Origin of the sequence: Metabacillus flavus, assembly GCF_018283675.1 — a bacterium.
In the GTDB taxonomy this organism is placed as follows: Bacteria; Bacillota; Bacilli; order Bacillales; family Bacillaceae; genus Metabacillus_B; species Metabacillus_B flavus.
In genome coordinates, this window is sequence record NZ_JAGVRK010000001.1 from 3,155,197 (window position 1) to 3,172,927 (window position 17,731).

18 protein-coding genes and 1 pseudogene are annotated in these 17,731 nt (G+C 42.1%); 6 read left to right on the forward strand and 13 right to left on the reverse strand.

Features of this window, described 5'->3' with window-relative positions:
* Position 1: 1 nt before the first annotated feature.
* From J9317_RS16195 to J9317_RS16215, 5 genes are all read right to left on the reverse strand, one after another.
* Entirely contained in the window at positions 2-364 is a 363-nt protein-coding gene (locus tag J9317_RS16195) for a response regulator transcription factor (RefSeq protein WP_211560306.1), read from the reverse strand.
* An 86-nt stretch (positions 365-450) separates the two neighbouring features.
* Positions 451-2,073 carry a GGDEF domain-containing response regulator gene (locus J9317_RS16200; RefSeq protein WP_211560308.1) on the reverse strand — a complete coding sequence of 541 codons (1,623 nt, stop codon included), beginning with the start codon at positions 2,071-2,073 and terminating at the stop codon, positions 451-453.
* A gap of 176 nt (positions 2,074-2,249) precedes the next feature.
* Complete coding sequence (locus J9317_RS16205; protein WP_211560310.1) at positions 2,250-3,917, reverse strand: glycoside hydrolase family 13 protein; 1,668 nt, start codon at positions 3,915-3,917, stop codon at positions 2,250-2,252.
* A 193-nt stretch (positions 3,918-4,110) separates the two neighbouring features.
* Positions 4,111-5,346, reverse strand: coding sequence for a dicarboxylate/amino acid:cation symporter (locus J9317_RS16210; protein WP_211560313.1), 1,236 nt, complete (start codon positions 5,344-5,346; stop codon positions 4,111-4,113).
* Between the two features lie 89 nt (positions 5,347-5,435).
* A complete protein-coding gene (locus J9317_RS16215) occupies positions 5,436-6,758 on the reverse strand; it encodes a hemolysin family protein (RefSeq protein WP_211560315.1) in 1,323 nt (440 codons plus the stop codon).
* A 140-nt stretch (positions 6,759-6,898) separates the two neighbouring features.
* On the opposite strand from J9317_RS16215, the gene J9317_RS16220 reads away from it, so the two are divergent.
* Positions 6,899-7,156: a hypothetical protein gene (locus J9317_RS16220; protein WP_211560317.1), complete on the forward strand. Its 258-nt coding sequence runs from the start codon at positions 6,899-6,901 to the stop codon at positions 7,154-7,156.
* Positions 7,149-8,138: a potassium channel family protein gene (locus J9317_RS16225; RefSeq protein WP_211560319.1), complete on the forward strand. Its 990-nt coding sequence runs from the start codon at positions 7,149-7,151 to the stop codon at positions 8,136-8,138. The genes J9317_RS16220 and J9317_RS16225 overlap by 8 nt, the downstream gene beginning before the upstream one ends.
* Positions 8,139-8,388: 250 nt before the next feature.
* Here the strand turns inward: J9317_RS16225 and J9317_RS16230 are convergent, their stop codons facing one another.
* Positions 8,389-8,796, reverse strand: coding sequence for a YugN-like family protein (locus J9317_RS16230; RefSeq protein WP_211560321.1), 408 nt, complete (start codon positions 8,794-8,796; stop codon positions 8,389-8,391).
* Positions 8,797-8,888: 92 nt separating this feature from the next.
* Complete coding sequence (locus J9317_RS16235) at positions 8,889-10,238, reverse strand: glucose-6-phosphate isomerase (RefSeq protein ID WP_211560323.1); 1,350 nt, start codon at positions 10,236-10,238, stop codon at positions 8,889-8,891.
* 187 nt (positions 10,239-10,425) lie between these two features.
* Between J9317_RS16235 and J9317_RS16240 the strand changes: the two genes are divergently transcribed.
* Entirely contained in the window at positions 10,426-10,950 is a 525-nt protein-coding gene (locus J9317_RS16240; RefSeq protein ID WP_211560338.1) for a GNAT family N-acetyltransferase, read from the forward strand.
* Positions 10,951-10,989: 39 nt separating this feature from the next.
* Here J9317_RS16240 and J9317_RS16245 read toward each other — a convergent pair whose 3' ends face one another.
* Positions 10,990-12,153 (reverse strand): iron-containing alcohol dehydrogenase, encoded by a 1,164-nt coding sequence (locus J9317_RS16245; RefSeq protein ID WP_211560340.1) that lies wholly within the window; start codon positions 12,151-12,153, stop codon positions 10,990-10,992.
* Between the two features lie 192 nt (positions 12,154-12,345).
* Between J9317_RS16245 and J9317_RS16250 the strand changes: the two genes are divergently transcribed.
* On the forward strand, positions 12,346-12,579 hold the full coding sequence (locus tag J9317_RS16250; RefSeq protein WP_211560343.1) for a DUF378 domain-containing protein: 234 nt from the start codon (positions 12,346-12,348) through the stop codon (positions 12,577-12,579).
* A gap of 454 nt (positions 12,580-13,033) precedes the next feature.
* Here J9317_RS16250 and yugI read toward each other — a convergent pair whose 3' ends face one another.
* The 3 genes from yugI to J9317_RS20860 all read right to left on the reverse strand — a co-directional run bounded on the left by yugI (position 13,034) and on the right by J9317_RS20860 (position 14,313).
* Positions 13,034-13,426 carry a S1 domain-containing post-transcriptional regulator GSP13 gene (gene yugI, locus J9317_RS16255; protein WP_035412386.1) on the reverse strand — a complete coding sequence of 131 codons (393 nt, stop codon included), beginning with the start codon at positions 13,424-13,426 and terminating at the stop codon, positions 13,034-13,036.
* A 423-nt stretch (positions 13,427-13,849) separates the two neighbouring features.
* A complete protein-coding gene (locus J9317_RS16260) occupies positions 13,850-14,158 on the reverse strand; it encodes a hypothetical protein (RefSeq protein WP_211560345.1) in 309 nt (102 codons plus the stop codon).
* A gap of 26 nt (positions 14,159-14,184) precedes the next feature.
* Positions 14,185-14,313: a hypothetical protein gene (locus J9317_RS20860; RefSeq protein WP_284143282.1), complete on the reverse strand. Its 129-nt coding sequence runs from the start codon at positions 14,311-14,313 to the stop codon at positions 14,185-14,187.
* A 150-nt stretch (positions 14,314-14,463) separates the two neighbouring features.
* Between J9317_RS20860 and J9317_RS16265 the strand changes: the two genes are divergently transcribed.
* Positions 14,464-14,826 carry a helix-turn-helix domain-containing protein gene (locus J9317_RS16265; RefSeq protein ID WP_211560347.1) on the forward strand — a complete coding sequence of 121 codons (363 nt, stop codon included), beginning with the start codon at positions 14,464-14,466 and terminating at the stop codon, positions 14,824-14,826.
* A gap of 110 nt (positions 14,827-14,936) precedes the next feature.
* On the opposite strand, the gene J9317_RS16270 is transcribed toward J9317_RS16265, so the two are convergent.
* Positions 14,937-16,139, reverse strand: coding sequence for an aminotransferase (locus tag J9317_RS16270; RefSeq protein ID WP_211560349.1), 1,203 nt, complete (start codon positions 16,137-16,139; stop codon positions 14,937-14,939).
* Complete coding sequence (locus J9317_RS16275; protein ID WP_211560351.1) at positions 16,139-16,639, reverse strand: Lrp/AsnC family transcriptional regulator; 501 nt, start codon at positions 16,637-16,639, stop codon at positions 16,139-16,141. The genes J9317_RS16270 and J9317_RS16275 overlap by 1 nt, the downstream gene beginning before the upstream one ends.
* A gap of 226 nt (positions 16,640-16,865) precedes the next feature.
* On the opposite strand from J9317_RS16275, the pseudogene J9317_RS16280 reads away from it, so the two are divergent.
* Positions 16,866-17,692: pseudogene (locus tag J9317_RS16280) on the forward strand (alpha/beta fold hydrolase).
* The last annotated feature ends 39 nt before the right edge of the window (positions 17,693-17,731 follow it).

Genomic DNA, 17,731 nt, shown 5'->3' on the forward strand with positions numbered 1-17,731 from the left:
TCTACTTCAGGATCTCCTCTATTTTTTCAGAGAGCTGGATTGGGCTGAATGGCTTTGCCATGAAATAATCGGCTCCCGCATCCATTGCCGCCCGCTGGTCTGATACTTGGCTTTTTGCACTGAGCATTAGAATCATGGAATGTTTCTTTTCGGGTATAGCTCTGACTTTTACAATTACTTCAAGTCCCGTAAAGACCGGCATCATATAATCAAGCACGATTAAATCGTAATCATGAGCCATTATTTTGTTCAATGCTTCTTCTCCGTCACAAGCCTCATCGATTTCATGTCCGTCATCTTCCAATGTGTCAGATACGAGCATCCGTAAAACTTCTTCATCCTCAGCAAGTAAAAGGCGAGCCATAATTAATCCCCCTTAGCTGCATATAGCCGCTTTTTGTTCTCTTACTATTTATCGGCCTAAAAAGGCTCATTCTTTACCTTTTGTTTTTAGCTGCTGATTTTCTTAATAAGGTGGAATATTCTTGATTCGATCTCTGCTAATTTAAACGGCTTCGTTAAATAATCATCTGCTCCAAGCTTCAAGGCGGTTGTAATGTCCTCTTCACTTGTCCTGTTTGTTAGCATAACGACCGTAAAACGTTCTTGATGTTTGAGACTCCGTATGACTTTGAGCACTTCAATCCCGTCAATTTCCGGCATCATTCCGTCAAGCACAATGAAGGACGAAGATTCTGGATCTTTAAGATGCCATTCTGACTGCAGAAATTGCAATCCGTCTTCGAAGGCTTGGACATCCAAAAGAAATTTTTCATTTAAGCTGCTATTTTGGAATAGGTCTTGAAGAATCGTCCGAATAATCGGGTCGTCATCAACGACTGCAAAACGCAGTTTTTTACGCACGGCTTCAATGGGAGCCAAAGCTTCAGCCGCTATAGTTTTTGCGCGTCCTGTCTGTTTTGCTTTATATAAAGCATGATCTGCTGCCTTGACCGTATTCTCCAGTCCCTCCGATAAGCACGCCGCAGAGACCCCCGCTGAAAAGGAGACTCGGAATGATTCACCATCTGTTTCAAATGGATGGTCCATAAAGCGATTAAGAACTCTATTCAAAACCAGGCTGGCCGTTTTTACATCCGTCCTTGGAAATAAAATGAGAAATTCTTCCCCCCCATACCGAAATGGAAGATCACCAGTCCTGAGATTTTGCTTCAGCAGATTCGCAAACCCGGCCAGGACCCGGTCTCCCATAAGATGGCCATATGTATCATTGATAGATTTAAAATGATCCAAATCAATCATTGCCGCACTAAAAGGCTGTTGCTCACGATTCATTTGTTCAGCGATGCGTTTAAAAGACGGGCTTAGATGCTTTCTCGTATAGACACGGGTCAGTTCATCCAGCATAATCAGTTCCTTCAAGTGCTTTTTCTTCGTAACAAGTCTTCTCACCCGTACGATTAATTCGTCCATTTCAAATGGCTTAGGAATAAAATCATCCGCATCCAGCTGGTAGCTTTTCATTCTCGTTTCCTTTGAATCATCAACACTAATCATAACTGCCGGGATAAACCGAAAATTGGTGTACCTCTTAAATTCTTCCAGAATCTCCAGACCGCTTTTCTCCTGCATATGGACATCGATAATGACACAGGAGGGATCGAGATCAAAGAATGCCTTTAATGCTTTTTTGGCTTCCGTAAAAGCCATCACTGTAAATCCTTCATTCTCCAATTTGTCTTTTAAATAGATTAGTAGAGCTGGATCATCGTCTATGAGCATAATAAGATCCTTCTCTTCAGGGGTGTATTTTTTAGAGAGTGCTTCCCCTTTAAGATCCACTGCATCCTCATCATAAGCAACGGCTAATAATGGAGAAAGGAATTGCTGGATTGATTCCGCAGACCACATTTCTTCAGGAATCTCTTTATACTTTTTCATGAGGAGATTTGCCGCATCCCCGATTTTCTGCAGACCGATTGTCGGCGCTGTGCCAGCAAGGGAATGAAGGAATTTATCCAGCTCTTTTCCGTTGATCTCTTCCGTTACCTTATACCAGCTTTGAAGTTGCTTTCGGATATTTTCAAGCAATTTTGCTTTATATTTTTCCATTGAGATACTCCTATTGTTTAAAGATCAACTTTATTTTACCGATATTTCCATTTTAAAACGTGAGGATTAAGGAGAATAAAAAAAGGCCCAAAAAGCAAAGGATAATCCATTTGCTTAATGAGCCGTTATATCCTTAAAGAATGAAAACGGCGTCGAACTAGGTCGAATATACCATTTTATTCTGCAAAAAGATAGACGCGAGTTTCGTAAGGTTTCAGTGTTTCTGAAGTCATGTGTTTATGCGAGCCGCACTCATAGTTGGAAAGCAGAAGGGCTTCGCTTGATAGCGGCAGAGCGCTGAATTGATAGAAAGCCGGCTTAGAGCTGATATTGCTGATAATAAGCGCCTTTTGAGGTCCCAGTGTTCGAGTATACGCATAAATTTGTTTGTCTTCCGGCAAAATCAGATCGTAATCTCCGTATACAAATACCTCATTCTCTTTCCGGATTTGAATCAATTCCTTGAAGAAGTGATAAACAGAATCCGGATCTGCCATTTGTTTTTCAACATTAATGGTGTCATAGTTTTCGTTCACTCCAAACCATGGTGTACCTGCAGTAAATCCGCCATTTTTTTCATTATTCCACTGCATTGGAGTCCGGGAATTGTCGCGTCCCTTCAGCCAGATGATTTCCATGATTTCCTGGTGAGGACGCCCTTTAGCCGTTTCAAACTTGTAAAGATTTTTCATGGCTACATCATCATAATCGTCAATGGACGGGAAGCGTACATTCGTCATGCCAAGTTCCTGACCCTGATAAATGAACGGAGTTCCTTGCATTAAAAAGTACATCGCAGCAAGAGACTTTGCACTCTCTGTCAAATATTCTGTATCATTTCCCCATGTGGAAACAGAACGCGGCTGATCATGATTTTCAAGGAAAAGAGCGTTCCAGCCGTTTCCTTCAAGACCCTTTTGCCATTTCGTTAATGTCTTTTTCAATTCGACAAGGTCGACATGTCCTTCTGTTCCATTATCCCAAAGACCAAGGTGCTCAAATTGGAAGATCATGTTGAAGATTCCATCTTCATCTCCCACCCATTCTTCAGCCTGAGACAGCTTTACACCGTTTGCTTCTCCAACTGTCATGATGTCATAACGCGCAAACGTTTGCGCTTTCAGCTCAGTTAAATACTCCATAATTCCATCTACATTCATATGATAGTCAAATGAAGATACGTAATCCAGTCCATGAGGGTTTGGCAGGTCCGGGAAGTTTTCTTTTTTATTAATGTGCGAGATTGCATCCACTCGGAAGCCGTCAATCCCTTTATCCAGCCACCAATTGATCATATCGTAGACAGCCGTGCGCATGTCTTTATTTTTCCAGTTCAAATCCGGCTGCTTCGCTGCAAAAACGTGCAAATAGTACTGACCAGTCTTTTCATCCAGCTCCCATGAGGACCCGCTAAAGATACTTTCCCAGTTGTTCGGCTCCTTGCCGTCTTTGCCGTCTCTCCAAATATACCAGTCTCTCTTTGGATTATCTTTAGAAGAACGGGACTCAATAAACCAAGGGTGCTCATCACTCGAGTGATTCACTACAAGATCCAGAATCAATTTCATACCGCGGGCATGAACCTCTTTGAGGAGCAAATCGAAATCCTCCATCGTTCCGAAGTCTTCCATGATATCCTGATAGTCGCTAATATCATATCCATTATCCGCATTAGGAGACTTGAAAATCGGGCAAATCCATATGACATCGATTCCAAGGTCCTGTAAATAATCCAATTTTGAGATGATTCCCTTAATATCTCCAATTCCATCGCCGTTTGAATCCATAAAGCTGCGCGGATAAATTTGATACGCGACCGCTTCTTTCCACCAGATGCGTTTCATTTATGACACTCCTTTTATCAAAGGGACTGCTGCCCTATAAAGTATTCGCTTACATTTTTAAAAAACATAAGATAAATTTCTAAACCATATTATACTCTAAAAATGTTAAAGATTGAACATATTTTATTGGCAAAAACGAAGGTGCAAAAAAAGCCCAGAAGTTTCTGAGCTTATAATGGTTAAACAATCGTTTTCAGGCAGTTTTAGAAGAAATTCGTCCGGCTTGTTTCTTCATCCAGTTTTTCCCTTCAACCAATCGTGATACGAGCATTCCTGCTGCATTATCACCCGTTACATTCAGCATGGTTGCAGGAGGATCAATGATGGTCGAAATAGCCGCGATAATCGGCAATGCTTCCGGCGGGAAACCGTAAAGGGTTAGAATCAGCATTTCCCCTATCATTCCGCCGCTTGGAATAGCTCCCATAACCGTTCCAACGAGAATCGCAACCAGCACAATGCTTGTCATCGTGCCAAAATCAGCGAATTCTTTTCCAAAAATCCCGAAAAGGAAAACGATTTTCAGTACGCCTCCGAGAACGGAACCGTCTTTATGAAGGGCAGCTCCAAGAGGAATCGTTGTTTCACTGATGTCAGGCGCAATTCCCATTTTCTTCGATGCTTCCAGATTTACCGGAATGGAAGCAGCACTTGAACAGGTAGCAAGAGAGGTAACGGTTGGCGAGAGCATGTTGCTCCAAAATACTTTAATACCCTGTTTTTTCCCTGCCATGAATGCATAGACCGTAAACGCAGCAAAGAAATAAATGAACGCTGAAATATAATATAGAATTCCTGATTTAAAATAGGTTCCAAGCAGCATTGGACCATATTCCCCAACAAGAGTGGCAAAATAAGCGCCCAATCCAATCGGTGCATAATACATGATATAAGAAACGATCTTCATCATCACTTCAGAACCGGATGTAAGAAATGCTGAAAACGGCTTCCCTTTTTCACCGATGGCAGAAACAGCAATCCCAAGAAGAACAGAGAAAACGATAAGGGACAGCATATTGCTCCTTGAGAAAAGATCGGCAAAATCAGGAACCGTAAACGTGCTTACGATCTGATCAGCAAGACTCACCTCTTCAACTGCTTCAGGCTTTTCAAATTTCATATTCACACCTTCAGCAGGCGGGAAAATATTCACGATTACGAGCATGTAAAGAGCAGCAATCAGCCCCGTAAATAAAAATACACCAAGCATGCTCCCCATGATTTTTCCAAGACGCTTCGTGCCTCCCATCTTTGCGATGGACGAAGCAATTGTAAAGAATACTAATGGAACAACAACGGTAAACATTGCATTTAAAAATATGTCGCCGAATGGCTTAAGTACAACGGCTTTTTCTCCAAAAATCAATCCTATTATCGCTCCAATGATGATGGAAGATAAAAGGATAATCGGAAAGCGATAGGCTTTCATAAATGAACCTCCATCCAATATCTCTAATAAGTGCAGAATAACAGAATAATGCTATCAGAAATATGGATTGAATACAATGGAATTTCTTTTTAGCAGTCTTTACTGTTTACCTCGGGGGACCGCCTTGACTTCGATTGTTTTACTTCAATCAGCTTAATATGGTGCCCTTCTATTTCCATTACCAGGAATGTCAGCGTCCCTTCGGAAATGGATTCACCCTGCTGAATATCAATTTTCTTCGTCAGAATCCATCCTCCTAATGTGTCCACTTCTTCTTCTTCAAGCTCCGTACCGAGCAGGTCATTCATTTCCTCTAATAAAATTTTCCCATCCGCAATGTAGTGTCCATCGGCGATTTTCCTGATATAAGGCTGCTCATCTGTATCAAATTCATCCCTGATATCCCCGACGATTTCCTCAACGATATCCTCCACAGTGACAAGACCCGCAGTTCCGCCATATTCATCGACTAATATGGCTAAATGAATTCGGTCTTTTTGCATCCGGATCAGCAAATCCTGAATGGGAATGGTTTCAATTACTTTAATGACCGGCCGAATCATGTCTGCCATTTTAACATCCTTGCTAATATACAGCGCATGAAAGACTTCTTTAATATTAATGATTCCCACAATATTGTCTTTATCCTCTGCCTGCACCGGGTATCTTGTGTACCGTTCATTTCTCATGATTTCCATGTTTTCACGGACGCTTTCATTTAAGTCAACTGTTACCATTTCCGTTCTCGGCACCATAATTTCTCTCGCCAGCCGGTTATCAAATTCAAAGATTTTATTCACATATTTGTACTCTGACTGATTGATTTCTCCTTTTTCAAAGCTTTCGGATAAAATGATTCTCAGTTCTTCTTCACTAAGGGCTACTTCATGTTCGGATGCCTGATGGAAACCGAACAGTCTTACAATGACTCTTGCTGACCCGTTTAACGCTTTAATGAAGGGAAACATGATTTTATAAAATAACAGCAGCGGTCTTGCAAATAGAAGGGTGACTTCCTCCGCTTTTTGAATCGCTACGGTTTTAGGGGCAAGTTCACCAATAACTACGTGCAGAAATGTTACAGCAGCAAAAGCAATCACAAAAGAAAGAATAGATGATAGCGGTTCTTGCAAGGCTAATTTGTGAAAGAGAGGATGAAGAAGCTTTTCCACTGTAGGTTCCCCGAGCCACCCCAAACCGAGAGCGGTGATTGTAATTCCAAGCTGGCAGGCAGAAAGTGCCTCATCAAGGTTATTGATTGCCTTTTCTACATAGACGGCATTCTTGTTCCCTTCTGCGACGAGCTGGTCAATGCGTGATTTGCGGACTTTTACGACGGCGAATTCTGTTGCCACAAAAAAGGCAGTTGCGGCGATTAATAAAAACACTAAAAATAAATTGATCCCAATCATTTTTATACAGCTCCTTCTCCCTGCTTCTCTGTTAACATTGCTCCTGCTAGTTTCTGCAGTTTTTTTCGCAGTTATCCAGAAAGAAGATGGATAAACAAGTGCATACTACACAATAAAGAATGGATGCAGAAGGTGAAACCATGAAAATCTCAGGGAAAGAGAAGGAAAACCTTAGCGAAGCAATTGATCAAATGAATGAGGCACTGGATGTATTTATCCAGATATATAATCAATCGGAAGAAGACAAACCAATCCTCCGTTTTACTACCGAGACGGAGCAGGTGATACTTAAGGCAATCGAGATTTATGGTGAAAAAACAATTGAGAACAAGATCAATACTTTAATTAAAGAGTTTCTCTCCTTCACAGATAACAAAGCAGGAAAAGTAAATGAGTAAAAGCCGCTTTATTACGGCTTGGCAGAAGCTTCCTATTTATGCCCGGATCGCGTTATTTGTTCTGCTGCTGATTTTGATTTTCAGTATGATCATGACATGGGTTGAGCCTGAAACCTATCCCACTCTTTTCGATGGTTTATGGTGGACAGTTGTAACAATTTCTACAGTTGGATTTGGTGATCTCGTCCCAAAAACCATAGCGGGAAAAGCGGTGGGAATGCTGATTATATTGCTTGGGGCAGCTTTCGCTACAGCTTTTTTCGCTACTTTTGCAGCAGCGGCTGTGGAGCTTCAGCATAGCTATAAAAGGGGGAGACTCATGTTCAAAAGCAAAGACCATGTCATTATTGTAGGATGGAATGCAAAATCTGCTGAGATGATCCGCTCCATGATGAAAGCGACACCTGAACAGAAAATCGTATTAATCGATCAGACGCTAGAGGAATCTCCGATTGACCACATCCACTTTATCAAAGGACCTGCTATACAGGACAGCACACTGCTTCATGCAAACTCAGCCAATGCCAGGACTGTTGTCATCACTTCTGATCAGCATAAAAATGAAACAGAAGCGGATATGCAAACCATACTAATCATACTTGCAGTAAAAGGACTAAACCCTGATACATATACCATTGCAGAAATTCAAACAGCCCATCAGGCTGCAAATGCTATTCGTGCAGGAGCAGATGAAATCGTTAAAACATTCGAGTTGTCCAGTCACATTATGGTAAATGGAGTCCTGCACAAGCATTCCATCCGGGAAAGTACAGAGATGGTCAATCCGGGTGAAGGGAAGCATATCGAGGTGATTGATATCCCTATTCCTCTGTGCGAGACCCCTTTCAAGGATCTTAGCCTCTACTTTCTTGAACACAGAAGCATACTCGTGGGAATAAAACGCGATGATCAGCTAATCTATAACCCGGCAGCCGAGTTCACCGTACACGAAGGGGATAAGGCGATCCTGTTTATTTGCTAAACCAGAAAGCAGTATTAATCTGTTTTTGTAAATTTTGCTTTTGGAAAATGTCTTGTAATGGCTGATTTCCGCTGCAGGCAGCTCGCTTATACTTGGGCGGGCGGTGATCCTCCTAAAGCAGCAAAGCGCCTCCGGGGTCTCAGCTGTCCCGCTGCAGGTACATATAAAAACCGGAGAACGCTCATACTTCGAGCAGTCTTCGGTTTCATTGGAGATATATCCTCTAAAGCAGGCTTTTCAGGCAACTCCTTTATTCGGAAAGAAGAACCGTTTCAAGTTCTTTTACTAATGATTTCCCAAGGTCAATATACTTCTCGGGGAAAGAAGCATCCTTATCCTGCGGCTCCGAAAATTGATTAAAGGATGCTTGGAAATTGCCGATCCTTGCATGATCATCGAGACCAATTTGATATTTATGAGACAATAAATAAGGAGTACCGAGCTTTACTGTTGTATTTTTTGAGTCCAGGGCCCCGCTTGCTGCAAAGAATGGAAGCCTCAAGAACTGATACCCCACTTCATCATCTATTTTGTAATCAAACGATCCTTTTTCATAGTCCCAGCCCCCGCCAATGGAATATCCAAGGGGTTTGAGCTCTGACTCCAGATCAAATAAATTAAACTGCTGGCCTTCAAGCTTTGAAGGAATTTCAATCATGGGAACACCTCCGTTTTAAAAGGTAGGTTTTCCTTTACACAGGGTTTCATGCAAAAAGGAACTGCCCAAAATTGGACAGTTCCTTTTGTTACTTATTTTAAGCGTTTTTCAAGCTCTGCTTTCTTCTCTTCAAATCCAGGTTTTCCAAGCAATGCGAACATGTTGACTTTGTACGCTTCTACACCAGGCTGATCAAATGGATTGACGCCAAGAAGATAGCCGCTCATCGCGCAGGCGATCTCAAAGAAGTACGCAAGATAGCCAAATGTATAAGCATCCATCTCTGGAACATTGACAATCAGGTTTGGAACGTCTCCGTCTGTATGAGCTAGCATCGTTCCTTCAAACGCCCTTTTATTAACAAAGTCCACGTTTTTGCCTGCAAGGTAATTCAAGCCGTCAAGGTCATTGTCTTCCTCTTCAATCAGCAATTCATGACGGGAATTTTCCACATTCAAGACCGTTTCAAACAGATCTCTGCGTCCTTCCTGAACGTATTGTCCAAGAGAGTGCAAGTCCGTTGAGAAATTAGCTGAAGAAGGGAAAATGCCTTTTTGGTCTTTTCCTTCGCTTTCGCCGAAGAGCTGCTTCCACCACTCGGAGAAATACTGAAGACCCGGCTCATAGTTAATCAGCATTTCGATTGTTTTACCTTTGCTGTATAGAACATTGCGGACAGCGGCATATTGGTAGGCAGCATTTTCTTCAAGCTCAGAACTGGAGAAATCGTTCATCGCATCCGCTGCACCCTTCATCATTGCTTCAATGTCGTTTCCTGCTACAGCAATCGGTAGAAGTCCTACAGCTGTTAATACAGAATAGCGTCCGCCCACATCATCAGGAATCACAAAGCTTTCATAGCCTTCTTCATCAGCAAGCGTTTTAAGAGCACCGCGTGCTTTATCTGTCGTAGCATAAATGCGTGTGCGTGCTTCTTCTTTTCCGTACTTCTCTTCTAAAAGCTTGCGGAAAATACGGAAAGCAAGAGCTGGTTCAGTTGTCGTTCCAGACTTGGAAATCACATTAATTGAAAAATCTTTGCCTTTTAGAACGTCCATCAAGTCTTTCATGTACGAGGAACTAATGTTATTTCCAGCGAAAATCACCTGAGGAGTCTTTCTGTCTTCTTTTGAAAGAACATTATAGAAAGAATGATTCAGCATTTCAATTGCAGCACGTGCTCCAAGATAAGATCCGCCGATTCCAATAACAACCAGCACATCTGAATCTTCTTTAATTTTGGCTGCACTCTTTTGAATGCGGCTGAATTCCTCTTTATCGTAGTTGACAGGAAGGTCTACCCAGCCTAAGTAATCGCTGCCGGCACCTGTTTTTTCGTGTATGGAATGATGCGCTACTTTTACAAAATCGCGCAGGTATGTAACTTCGTGCTCACTGAAAAATGACAGCGCTTTGGAATAATCAAAACGAACATGTGTCATGTATTCATCCTCCAATCTTAAATTGTTTGCCTCTTTCACTTTAACTAAACTAAATCCTTAAATCAAGCCAAGCCACAGATGAAAGCGATACCAGGATCAAATTTTCTTTTGACTCCTCCAAAAAAGCTGTTACATTAATATTTAGATGGAAATTTTTCCTGATTCCAAGCCTTTCTAGGAGGAACCCATGAGAACGATGATCCGTTTTGCCACGCAGGCAGATGCTTTTAAAATGACACGGTATATTAAAAAAATCCTCGGTGAAACTCCTTATATGATCAGTGAAGCCGGTGAATATCATCCATCGATCGAGGATGAAGAATACTGGATTAAACAAACCTATCAGGACGGCGGTATGATTTTACTGGCCTTTTCAGGACGAAGTCTCATTGGAATGCTGAGTGTAAACCGCCATAAAAGAAACAGAAGAAACCACGTCTGTTCCTTCGGGATTTCCGTCAAGAATAGTTTTCAGGGCCATGGAATCGGCAAGGAATTAATGAGAAGAATGATCGAGTGGTGCAAAGGCGAACAAGGTCTTGAAAAGATAACGCTGGAAGTGTTCTCAAATAATCATAAAGCCATACAGCTTTATAAAACTCTGGGGTTCAAAGAAGAAGGCAGGATGCGCAGCGAAATCCGCTATGCAGATGGCGTATATGCCGATATGATTACTATGGCGCTGTTTCTCCACTATGACGAAATTACGTAAAAAGCTGATTTCCCTATGGAAAATCAGCTTTTTCACTTCTTATAGAGATGCTTGAAGAATGTCGATTACATCTTGTTTTTTAAGCGGATTAAAACGTCCGAATTCACCGTAAATCATTGCTTTGTCTGCAATCACATCAAGGTTCTCATCATTGATGCTGTAATCAGCAAGACGAGTCGGTGCACCCAGGCTGCTCCAGAAATCACGCAGACGGCTGATTCCTTCAAGAGCTGTTTCTTCATCCGTTTTCCCTTCAGGATTCACATCAAACACACGAACAGCAAGCTGTTTAAAGCGGCTGACATCCACATTAAGATTGTGCTTCATCCAGTTAGGGAAAAGAATTGCCAATCCTCCCGCATGCGGGATATCGTAAACAGCTGATACAGCATGCTCAATGTTATGGGATGCCCAGTCACCAGGTGCTCCCATTTGAAGTGTTCCATTAAGAGCAATTGTACCATTGTAAAGAATGGTTTCACGAAGATCATAATTTTCAAGATCTTCCAGCAGTTTTGGTGCTGTTTCAATGACTGTTTTTAGAACGGATTCACACATGCGGTCCTGCAGCGGTGTATTGGTTGCACGGTGGAAGTATTGCTCAAATACATGGGACATCATATCTACAATGCCATACACAGTGTGGTCTTTTGGCACGGTGAAAGTATTAACCGGATCAAGAATTGAGAATTTAGGGAATGTAAGCGGGCTGCCCCAGCCGTATTTCTCCTGTGTTTCCCAATTTGTGATAACAGAACCTGAATTCATTTCTGAACCTGTCGCTGCAAGTGTAAGAACTGTTCCGAATGGAAGAGCGTCAGCCGGAGTATGTTTTTTCGTTACAATATCCCATGCATCTCCATCGTACTTAGCGCCTGCTGCGATTGCTTTTGTACAGTCAATAACGCTTCCGCCTCCGACTGCAAGAATGACTTCAATTCCTTCAGTTTTGCAGATGTCCACACCTTTTCTTACTGTTGTAAGGCGAGGATTCGGTTCTACTCCTGCAAGCTCAGATACTTCCGCTCCCATTTCATTTAGTACAGAAATGACCTGATCGTAAAGTCCGCTGCGTTTAATGCTTCCGCCGCCATATACAAGCAAAACCTTGCTGCCGTATTGAGGCAGTTCGTTCTTCAATTGCTCCAGCTGGCCTTTTCCGAAAATAAGCTTAGTTGGATTGTAGTATGTAAAATTTTCCATTTTAATTCGCCTCCTCAAATTTACATCTGTATTATCTACCCTCGCCCAATCTTTTGTAAAGAAATGCGCTTCGGTTAGTATTTTCCTTCAATTGAAATTTTATTGACTCTATTTTTCAGATCAGCAGTGTATAATTTTTTCCGCACTCCGCAAATTAAGATTGAATAAATCAAACAACAGGAGGTTATGTGCATGAGTGGAATTCAGCGTGCAGCACTTGTACTTACTATTATCGGAGCTGTTAACTGGGGATTGATCGGCTTTTTCCAATTTGATTTGGTAGCCGCAATCTTCGGAGGACAGAATGCAGCCCTGTCCCGAATCATTTATGGCTTAGTAGGAATTGCCGGATTGATCAACCTTGGCCTTCTTTTCAAGCCAGCTGCGGAACTTGGACGCACTGAGCCGAAGCCAGATATGAGGTAACAATTTATACTCTGGAAGAGAATGGCAGTCCAGCAAGTGTTTTCAAAGCTCCTTTCACTTTTTGAAATTGTATTGGTTTTGGGTGATTTCCGCTGCAGGATGCTTCAATCAGCCTAACTCATAATTGCTCAAAGCACCTATTACAAACCCCCGGTATGCTCACACAGCGGCCGGGGGTTTCGATTTCAATCATTTCCACTGAGCAGGACTTTTTAGACAGTCTCATTTCTTTTGGCCCTATTATTGGCAGTTGATATCCCCTTCTGCCTCATTACTCGCAGGCGCTCTGCTCAGAGGAGGAGTCTTAAGCGTCCGCTTAAAGGAAGCCGAGCAGCTGGAGAGAAAATCAACCCTCCCCCTACCTAACCCTTAACAGCAATGTTTACGGAAAAAGGCGAATAAAAAACGTCAAAAAAGGCACCCGGCTAATCGGATGCCTTTTAACAGTTATTGATTATTTTTTGGATTGCTCGATCCATTCTTCAAGCTTTTCTTTCAGTGTGTTGAAACCTTGTGCGGAATCACCGGAAGAGTAAGAAGTAGCAGCTGAAGCAGCCGGTTGTTTCTTTCTTGGCTGTTTTTTCACTTCAGGACGCTCAGGAGCTTCTTGAGTGGCGCGGATTGAAAGGCTCATTTTGCCTGCTTTTTCGTCGATGGAAAGAACTTTCACTTGAACTTCCTCTCCAACTTTCAAATGCTCGTTAATATCCTTAACAAAGCTATGTGTTACTTCAGAAATATGAACAAGGCCTTGAGTATCGCCATCAAGCGCTACAAACGCTCCGTACGGCTGAATGCCTGTAATTTTTCCTGTATATACATTTCCAACTTCATAAGTGGCTGTCATCATTAAACACTCCTAAAAATTTTATATTTCGGTCTACATATACGCAAGTAAAAAGTATATCACAAGTTGCGGTTTTTATCAAAAAGAAAAAGGGACTGTCCAGAAAGTATTCTTTCTTAAATCCTGCTGTTTGAAATTGGGGCTGGTATGGCTGATTTCCGCTGCAGGTTACTCGCTTTACGCGTGGCGGGCGGTGAGCTTCCTCGGCATAAAGCGCCTGCGGGGTCTCACCGGTCCCGCTGCTCTAAGCAAAGAAGTCTCGCACCTTCCACTCCAATCAGCCTAACTATTTATTGTTAGAGCACATGGTTAAAAACATTCTTTAAGCCCAAATTAAAAACCAAAGATCACTCATACAGCGAGTGTTCTTGCGTTTTCAATTTGGATATTTCCTCTCAGCAGGGCTTTTAAGACAGCCCTTTACTACTGTCTGTCAATTTGTACTCGCGAAGATAAGCCGCTCCTGCTGGTATTCAGATAAAATGTTTGTTCGATCCCTTCCAAAGAATATAGTTCAAGGACCGTAATGCCCTCCTCTCCATCAGAGTGTTTCACTTTTAAATACTTGGCTTTTGTATTTAAAGACAAATAATCAGCCGGTGCTTTTTCAGCTTCCTGAAGAAATTCTGATTTTGATTTTTGAGTATCAGCAAGCGTATATGCCGTTTCATAATCTTTTTTAAGCATCGCATAAAGATAAATTCTTAAAACAGTGATTTGTTGCGTATTCATGTTTCCTTTATATCCAGTTTCAGCTATCAGAGCGGCTGGATCCTTTGATGATTGAAGATTTCTATACATCCCGCAGGCCGATACTTTTCAACCAGCTGATGAAATGCTGCCGTATTGCCTTGTTTTGCTTTTGCTACCAGTTCTTCCTCCTGCATGGTGCTCTCTCCTTTCGCACATATAACGAAGGTTTGTTAATGAAAGTTTCAAAAGTTGCTCACAGAAAATCCATTTTTAAGAAGGGCAGATCAGCGGGTTTAAAAGTAGGATAAGAATAGGAAGATAAGATGTTTAATGGAGGGATTTACATGAAAAGAATTGGAGAAATCATTAAGCATTATCGTGAGCAAAGAAGGCTGTCGCAGCAGGAGCTTGCCTTGAAAATGAGAATGGGCGTATCCGCTATTGAAAAATATGAGTCAGGAGAACAAATACCGGATACATCAAGCATTTTAAATTTTTCGACTGTACTGGACATCCCTGCATCCGAGCTTATGGAAAAACACATCACTGCATCATCAGGTTTGGATCCCGAATTGGAACAGCTAATCAAAGAAGCCGGCATTAAAAAAGCAAAGCTTATCCTTAGAAAGACAAATGAATTATCAGAGGATGACTTTCTAAAGGTCCTGCAAATCCTGTTCGAAAAAAATATAAAAAAAGGTGAATAAAAAAGGTTTAATAAGATAATCAGGGGGGAATACTAAAACCATCAAAGGCTTTCTAGTATTCCCCCCTTTTATTATCTGACAAAGCGAACTCGCTTTGTCCTTTTTTTTGCTTAAAAATCCTGAAGTGTTTTCCAATGGGCTCCAGAACGCTGTCTGCGTTTCATAAAGGCAGCCATCCTCTTTAATGCTTCTTCGAGCTGGGCAAGAGATGAAGCGTACGAGCATCTGACAAATCCCTCTCCTGAAGGGCCAAAAACACTTCCGGGTACTACTGCTACTTTTTCCTCCAGCAGCAGCTGCTCGGCGAATTCCTCAGATGATAAACCGGTGTATTCAACTGATGGAAAGGCATAAAATGCTCCGCCCGGTGTCTGGCATGGAAACCCCGCTTCGTTTAATGAACGGACAAAATAATTCCGCCTTCTGCGATAATCTGTTTTCATCCGCTGCACATCTTCTTCACCATTTCTTAATGCTTCCAATGCTGCGTGCTGGGACATCGTGGGAGCGCACATCATTGAATATTGATGGATTTTGAGCATCGCCTGCAGCAACGGTGCTGGAGCAGCAGCAAATCCCAATCTCCAGCCAGTCATCGCAAAACCCTTTGAAAATCCTGAGATTGTGATGGTTCTCTCTCTCATTCCCTCCAATGATGCGAGACTCGTGAATTCCTCATCATAGGAAAGCTCCGCATAAATCTCATCCGAAATTGCCAGGAGATCATGCTGCTTTATAATGACTGATATTTTTTCCAAATCTTTTCTGCTGAGCATTGATCCGGTTGGATTGCTCGGAGAACAAATCAAAACAGCCTTTGTATTCTGAGTAATTGCTTTTTCTATCTGACCTGGGAGCGTTTTAAACCCATTGTTCGAGTTGGAGGATACATATACTGGAATTCCGCCTGCCAGCTTCACAAGAGGCCCATATGCTACGAAGCATGGTTCGGGAATAATCACCTCATCACCGGGGTTGATTATGGCTCTTAAAGCTAAATCCAAGGCCTGGCTTGCTCCTACTGTTACTAAAACTTCACGTTCCGCTTCGTAATTCACATGAAATTTTCGATCAAGATACAAGCTGATTTCCTCTCTGAGCTCAATAAGACCGGCATTGGCGGAATATGCCGTGTGACCATTTTCCAGAGAAAGAATGCATGCTTCACGCACACTCCATGATGTGACAAAATCCGGTTCTCCGACTCCTAGTGAGATGACGCCATCCATGCTGGCAGCAAGATCAAAAAATTTCCTTATGCCGGAAGGCTTGAGTTCGGTTACACTGGTTGATAAAAAACGGGAACTATCCATTACGGAGTGACCACCATCCGTTTATCTTCTTCTCCGGTTTCAAAAATACGGCCATCATGCTTATATTTTTTCAGAATAAAATGAGTCGTTGTCGAAAGAACGGAATCAAGAGTTGAAAGCTTCTCTGACACAAATCTTGCCACTTCAGACATGGAACGCCCCTCAATCACGACACTTAAATCATAAGCTCCAGACATGAGATAAACGGATTGCACCTCTTTAAAGCGATAGACCCGTTCTGCAATTTCATCAAAGCCCACACCACGCTTAGGAGCAACCTTTACATCAATCATGGCAGTTACACCTTCATGGCCTTCCACTTTTCTCCAGTCAATCGTTGCCGCATAGTCAATTATGACTTTTTCCTGTTCCAGTTTATGAATAATCTGCTCTGCTTCCTCAGAAGTTATCCCGGCCATTTTTGAGATGGAGGCGATTGGCAGCCTGCTGTTCTCTTCCAGGATTTCCAGCACCTCTGTTTCTTTTTCATTCAGTTTCATGCTAATCCCTCCTGTAATAAAATCTTCAGAACATTATAACATGAAAATGATTTCGTTGACTGAAAATTCTGTTTTCAAAATAGCCATTCGGGGTATTTTTTACATGAGTGGGACAACATTTCCCGGACACAATAATAAAAAATCGGTCAAAATTTGTCCCAAATCGACACGTTTTGCCGTTTCTTACGAATACCTGTCAATAACTATCATTGCTGGAGTGTTGATTATGAACCCAACTTTTTGCCATTCTACAATGAACCTGCAGGGCATCAATATTCATTATGAGCTATATGAAAAACATCCCGGAAAACCGACCATGGTTTTGCTTCACGGTTTTTTATCTTCAACGTTCAGCTATAGAAGGCTTATTCCGTTGCTTCAGGAAGAATTCCGGATTATCGCAATTGACCTTCCCCCATTTGGAAAAACAGAAAAATCGATCCGATTTGTACACTCTTATTCCAATATGGCGAAGGTTGTCATTGAGCTGCTGGAAAAGCTTGAAGTAAAAAATGCAGTGCTGGTAGGGCATTCCATGGGGGGCAGGTGGCATTGTATGCGACAAAGGAAAAACCGGAAATGTTTAAAAAAGTCGTCTTGCTTTGCAGCTCAGGCTACATGAAGCGCATGAAGCACTACATGATATGCGGGTCCTATGTTCCCTATTTTTATCTTTGCATTAAGCATTGGCTTTCCAGCCAGGGAGTCTTCAAAAACCTTTGCAATGTCGTTTATGACCGTTCTTTGATTGATCAGGAAATGATGGACGGTTATATGCAGCCATTTATAGACGACAGCATATTCATGGCACTGACCCGTATGATCCGGGACAGAGAAGGGGATCTCTCACAGGATGATTTGAAGAAAATTGAAGTGCCGAGCCTTTTAATATGGGGACAGGAAGATAAAATCGTACCAGTAGAAGTAGGGAGAAGAATGAGTAAGGATTTGCCCAACGCATCATTGTTTGAATTGGCCCAAACAGGACATCTTGTTCCTGAGGAAAGACCGATGCATGTAATGGACAGAATCATGAATTTTTCACATGCCTGAGGAAAAAGAGAAAAAAGCCGGTTATGCACCGGCTTTTTT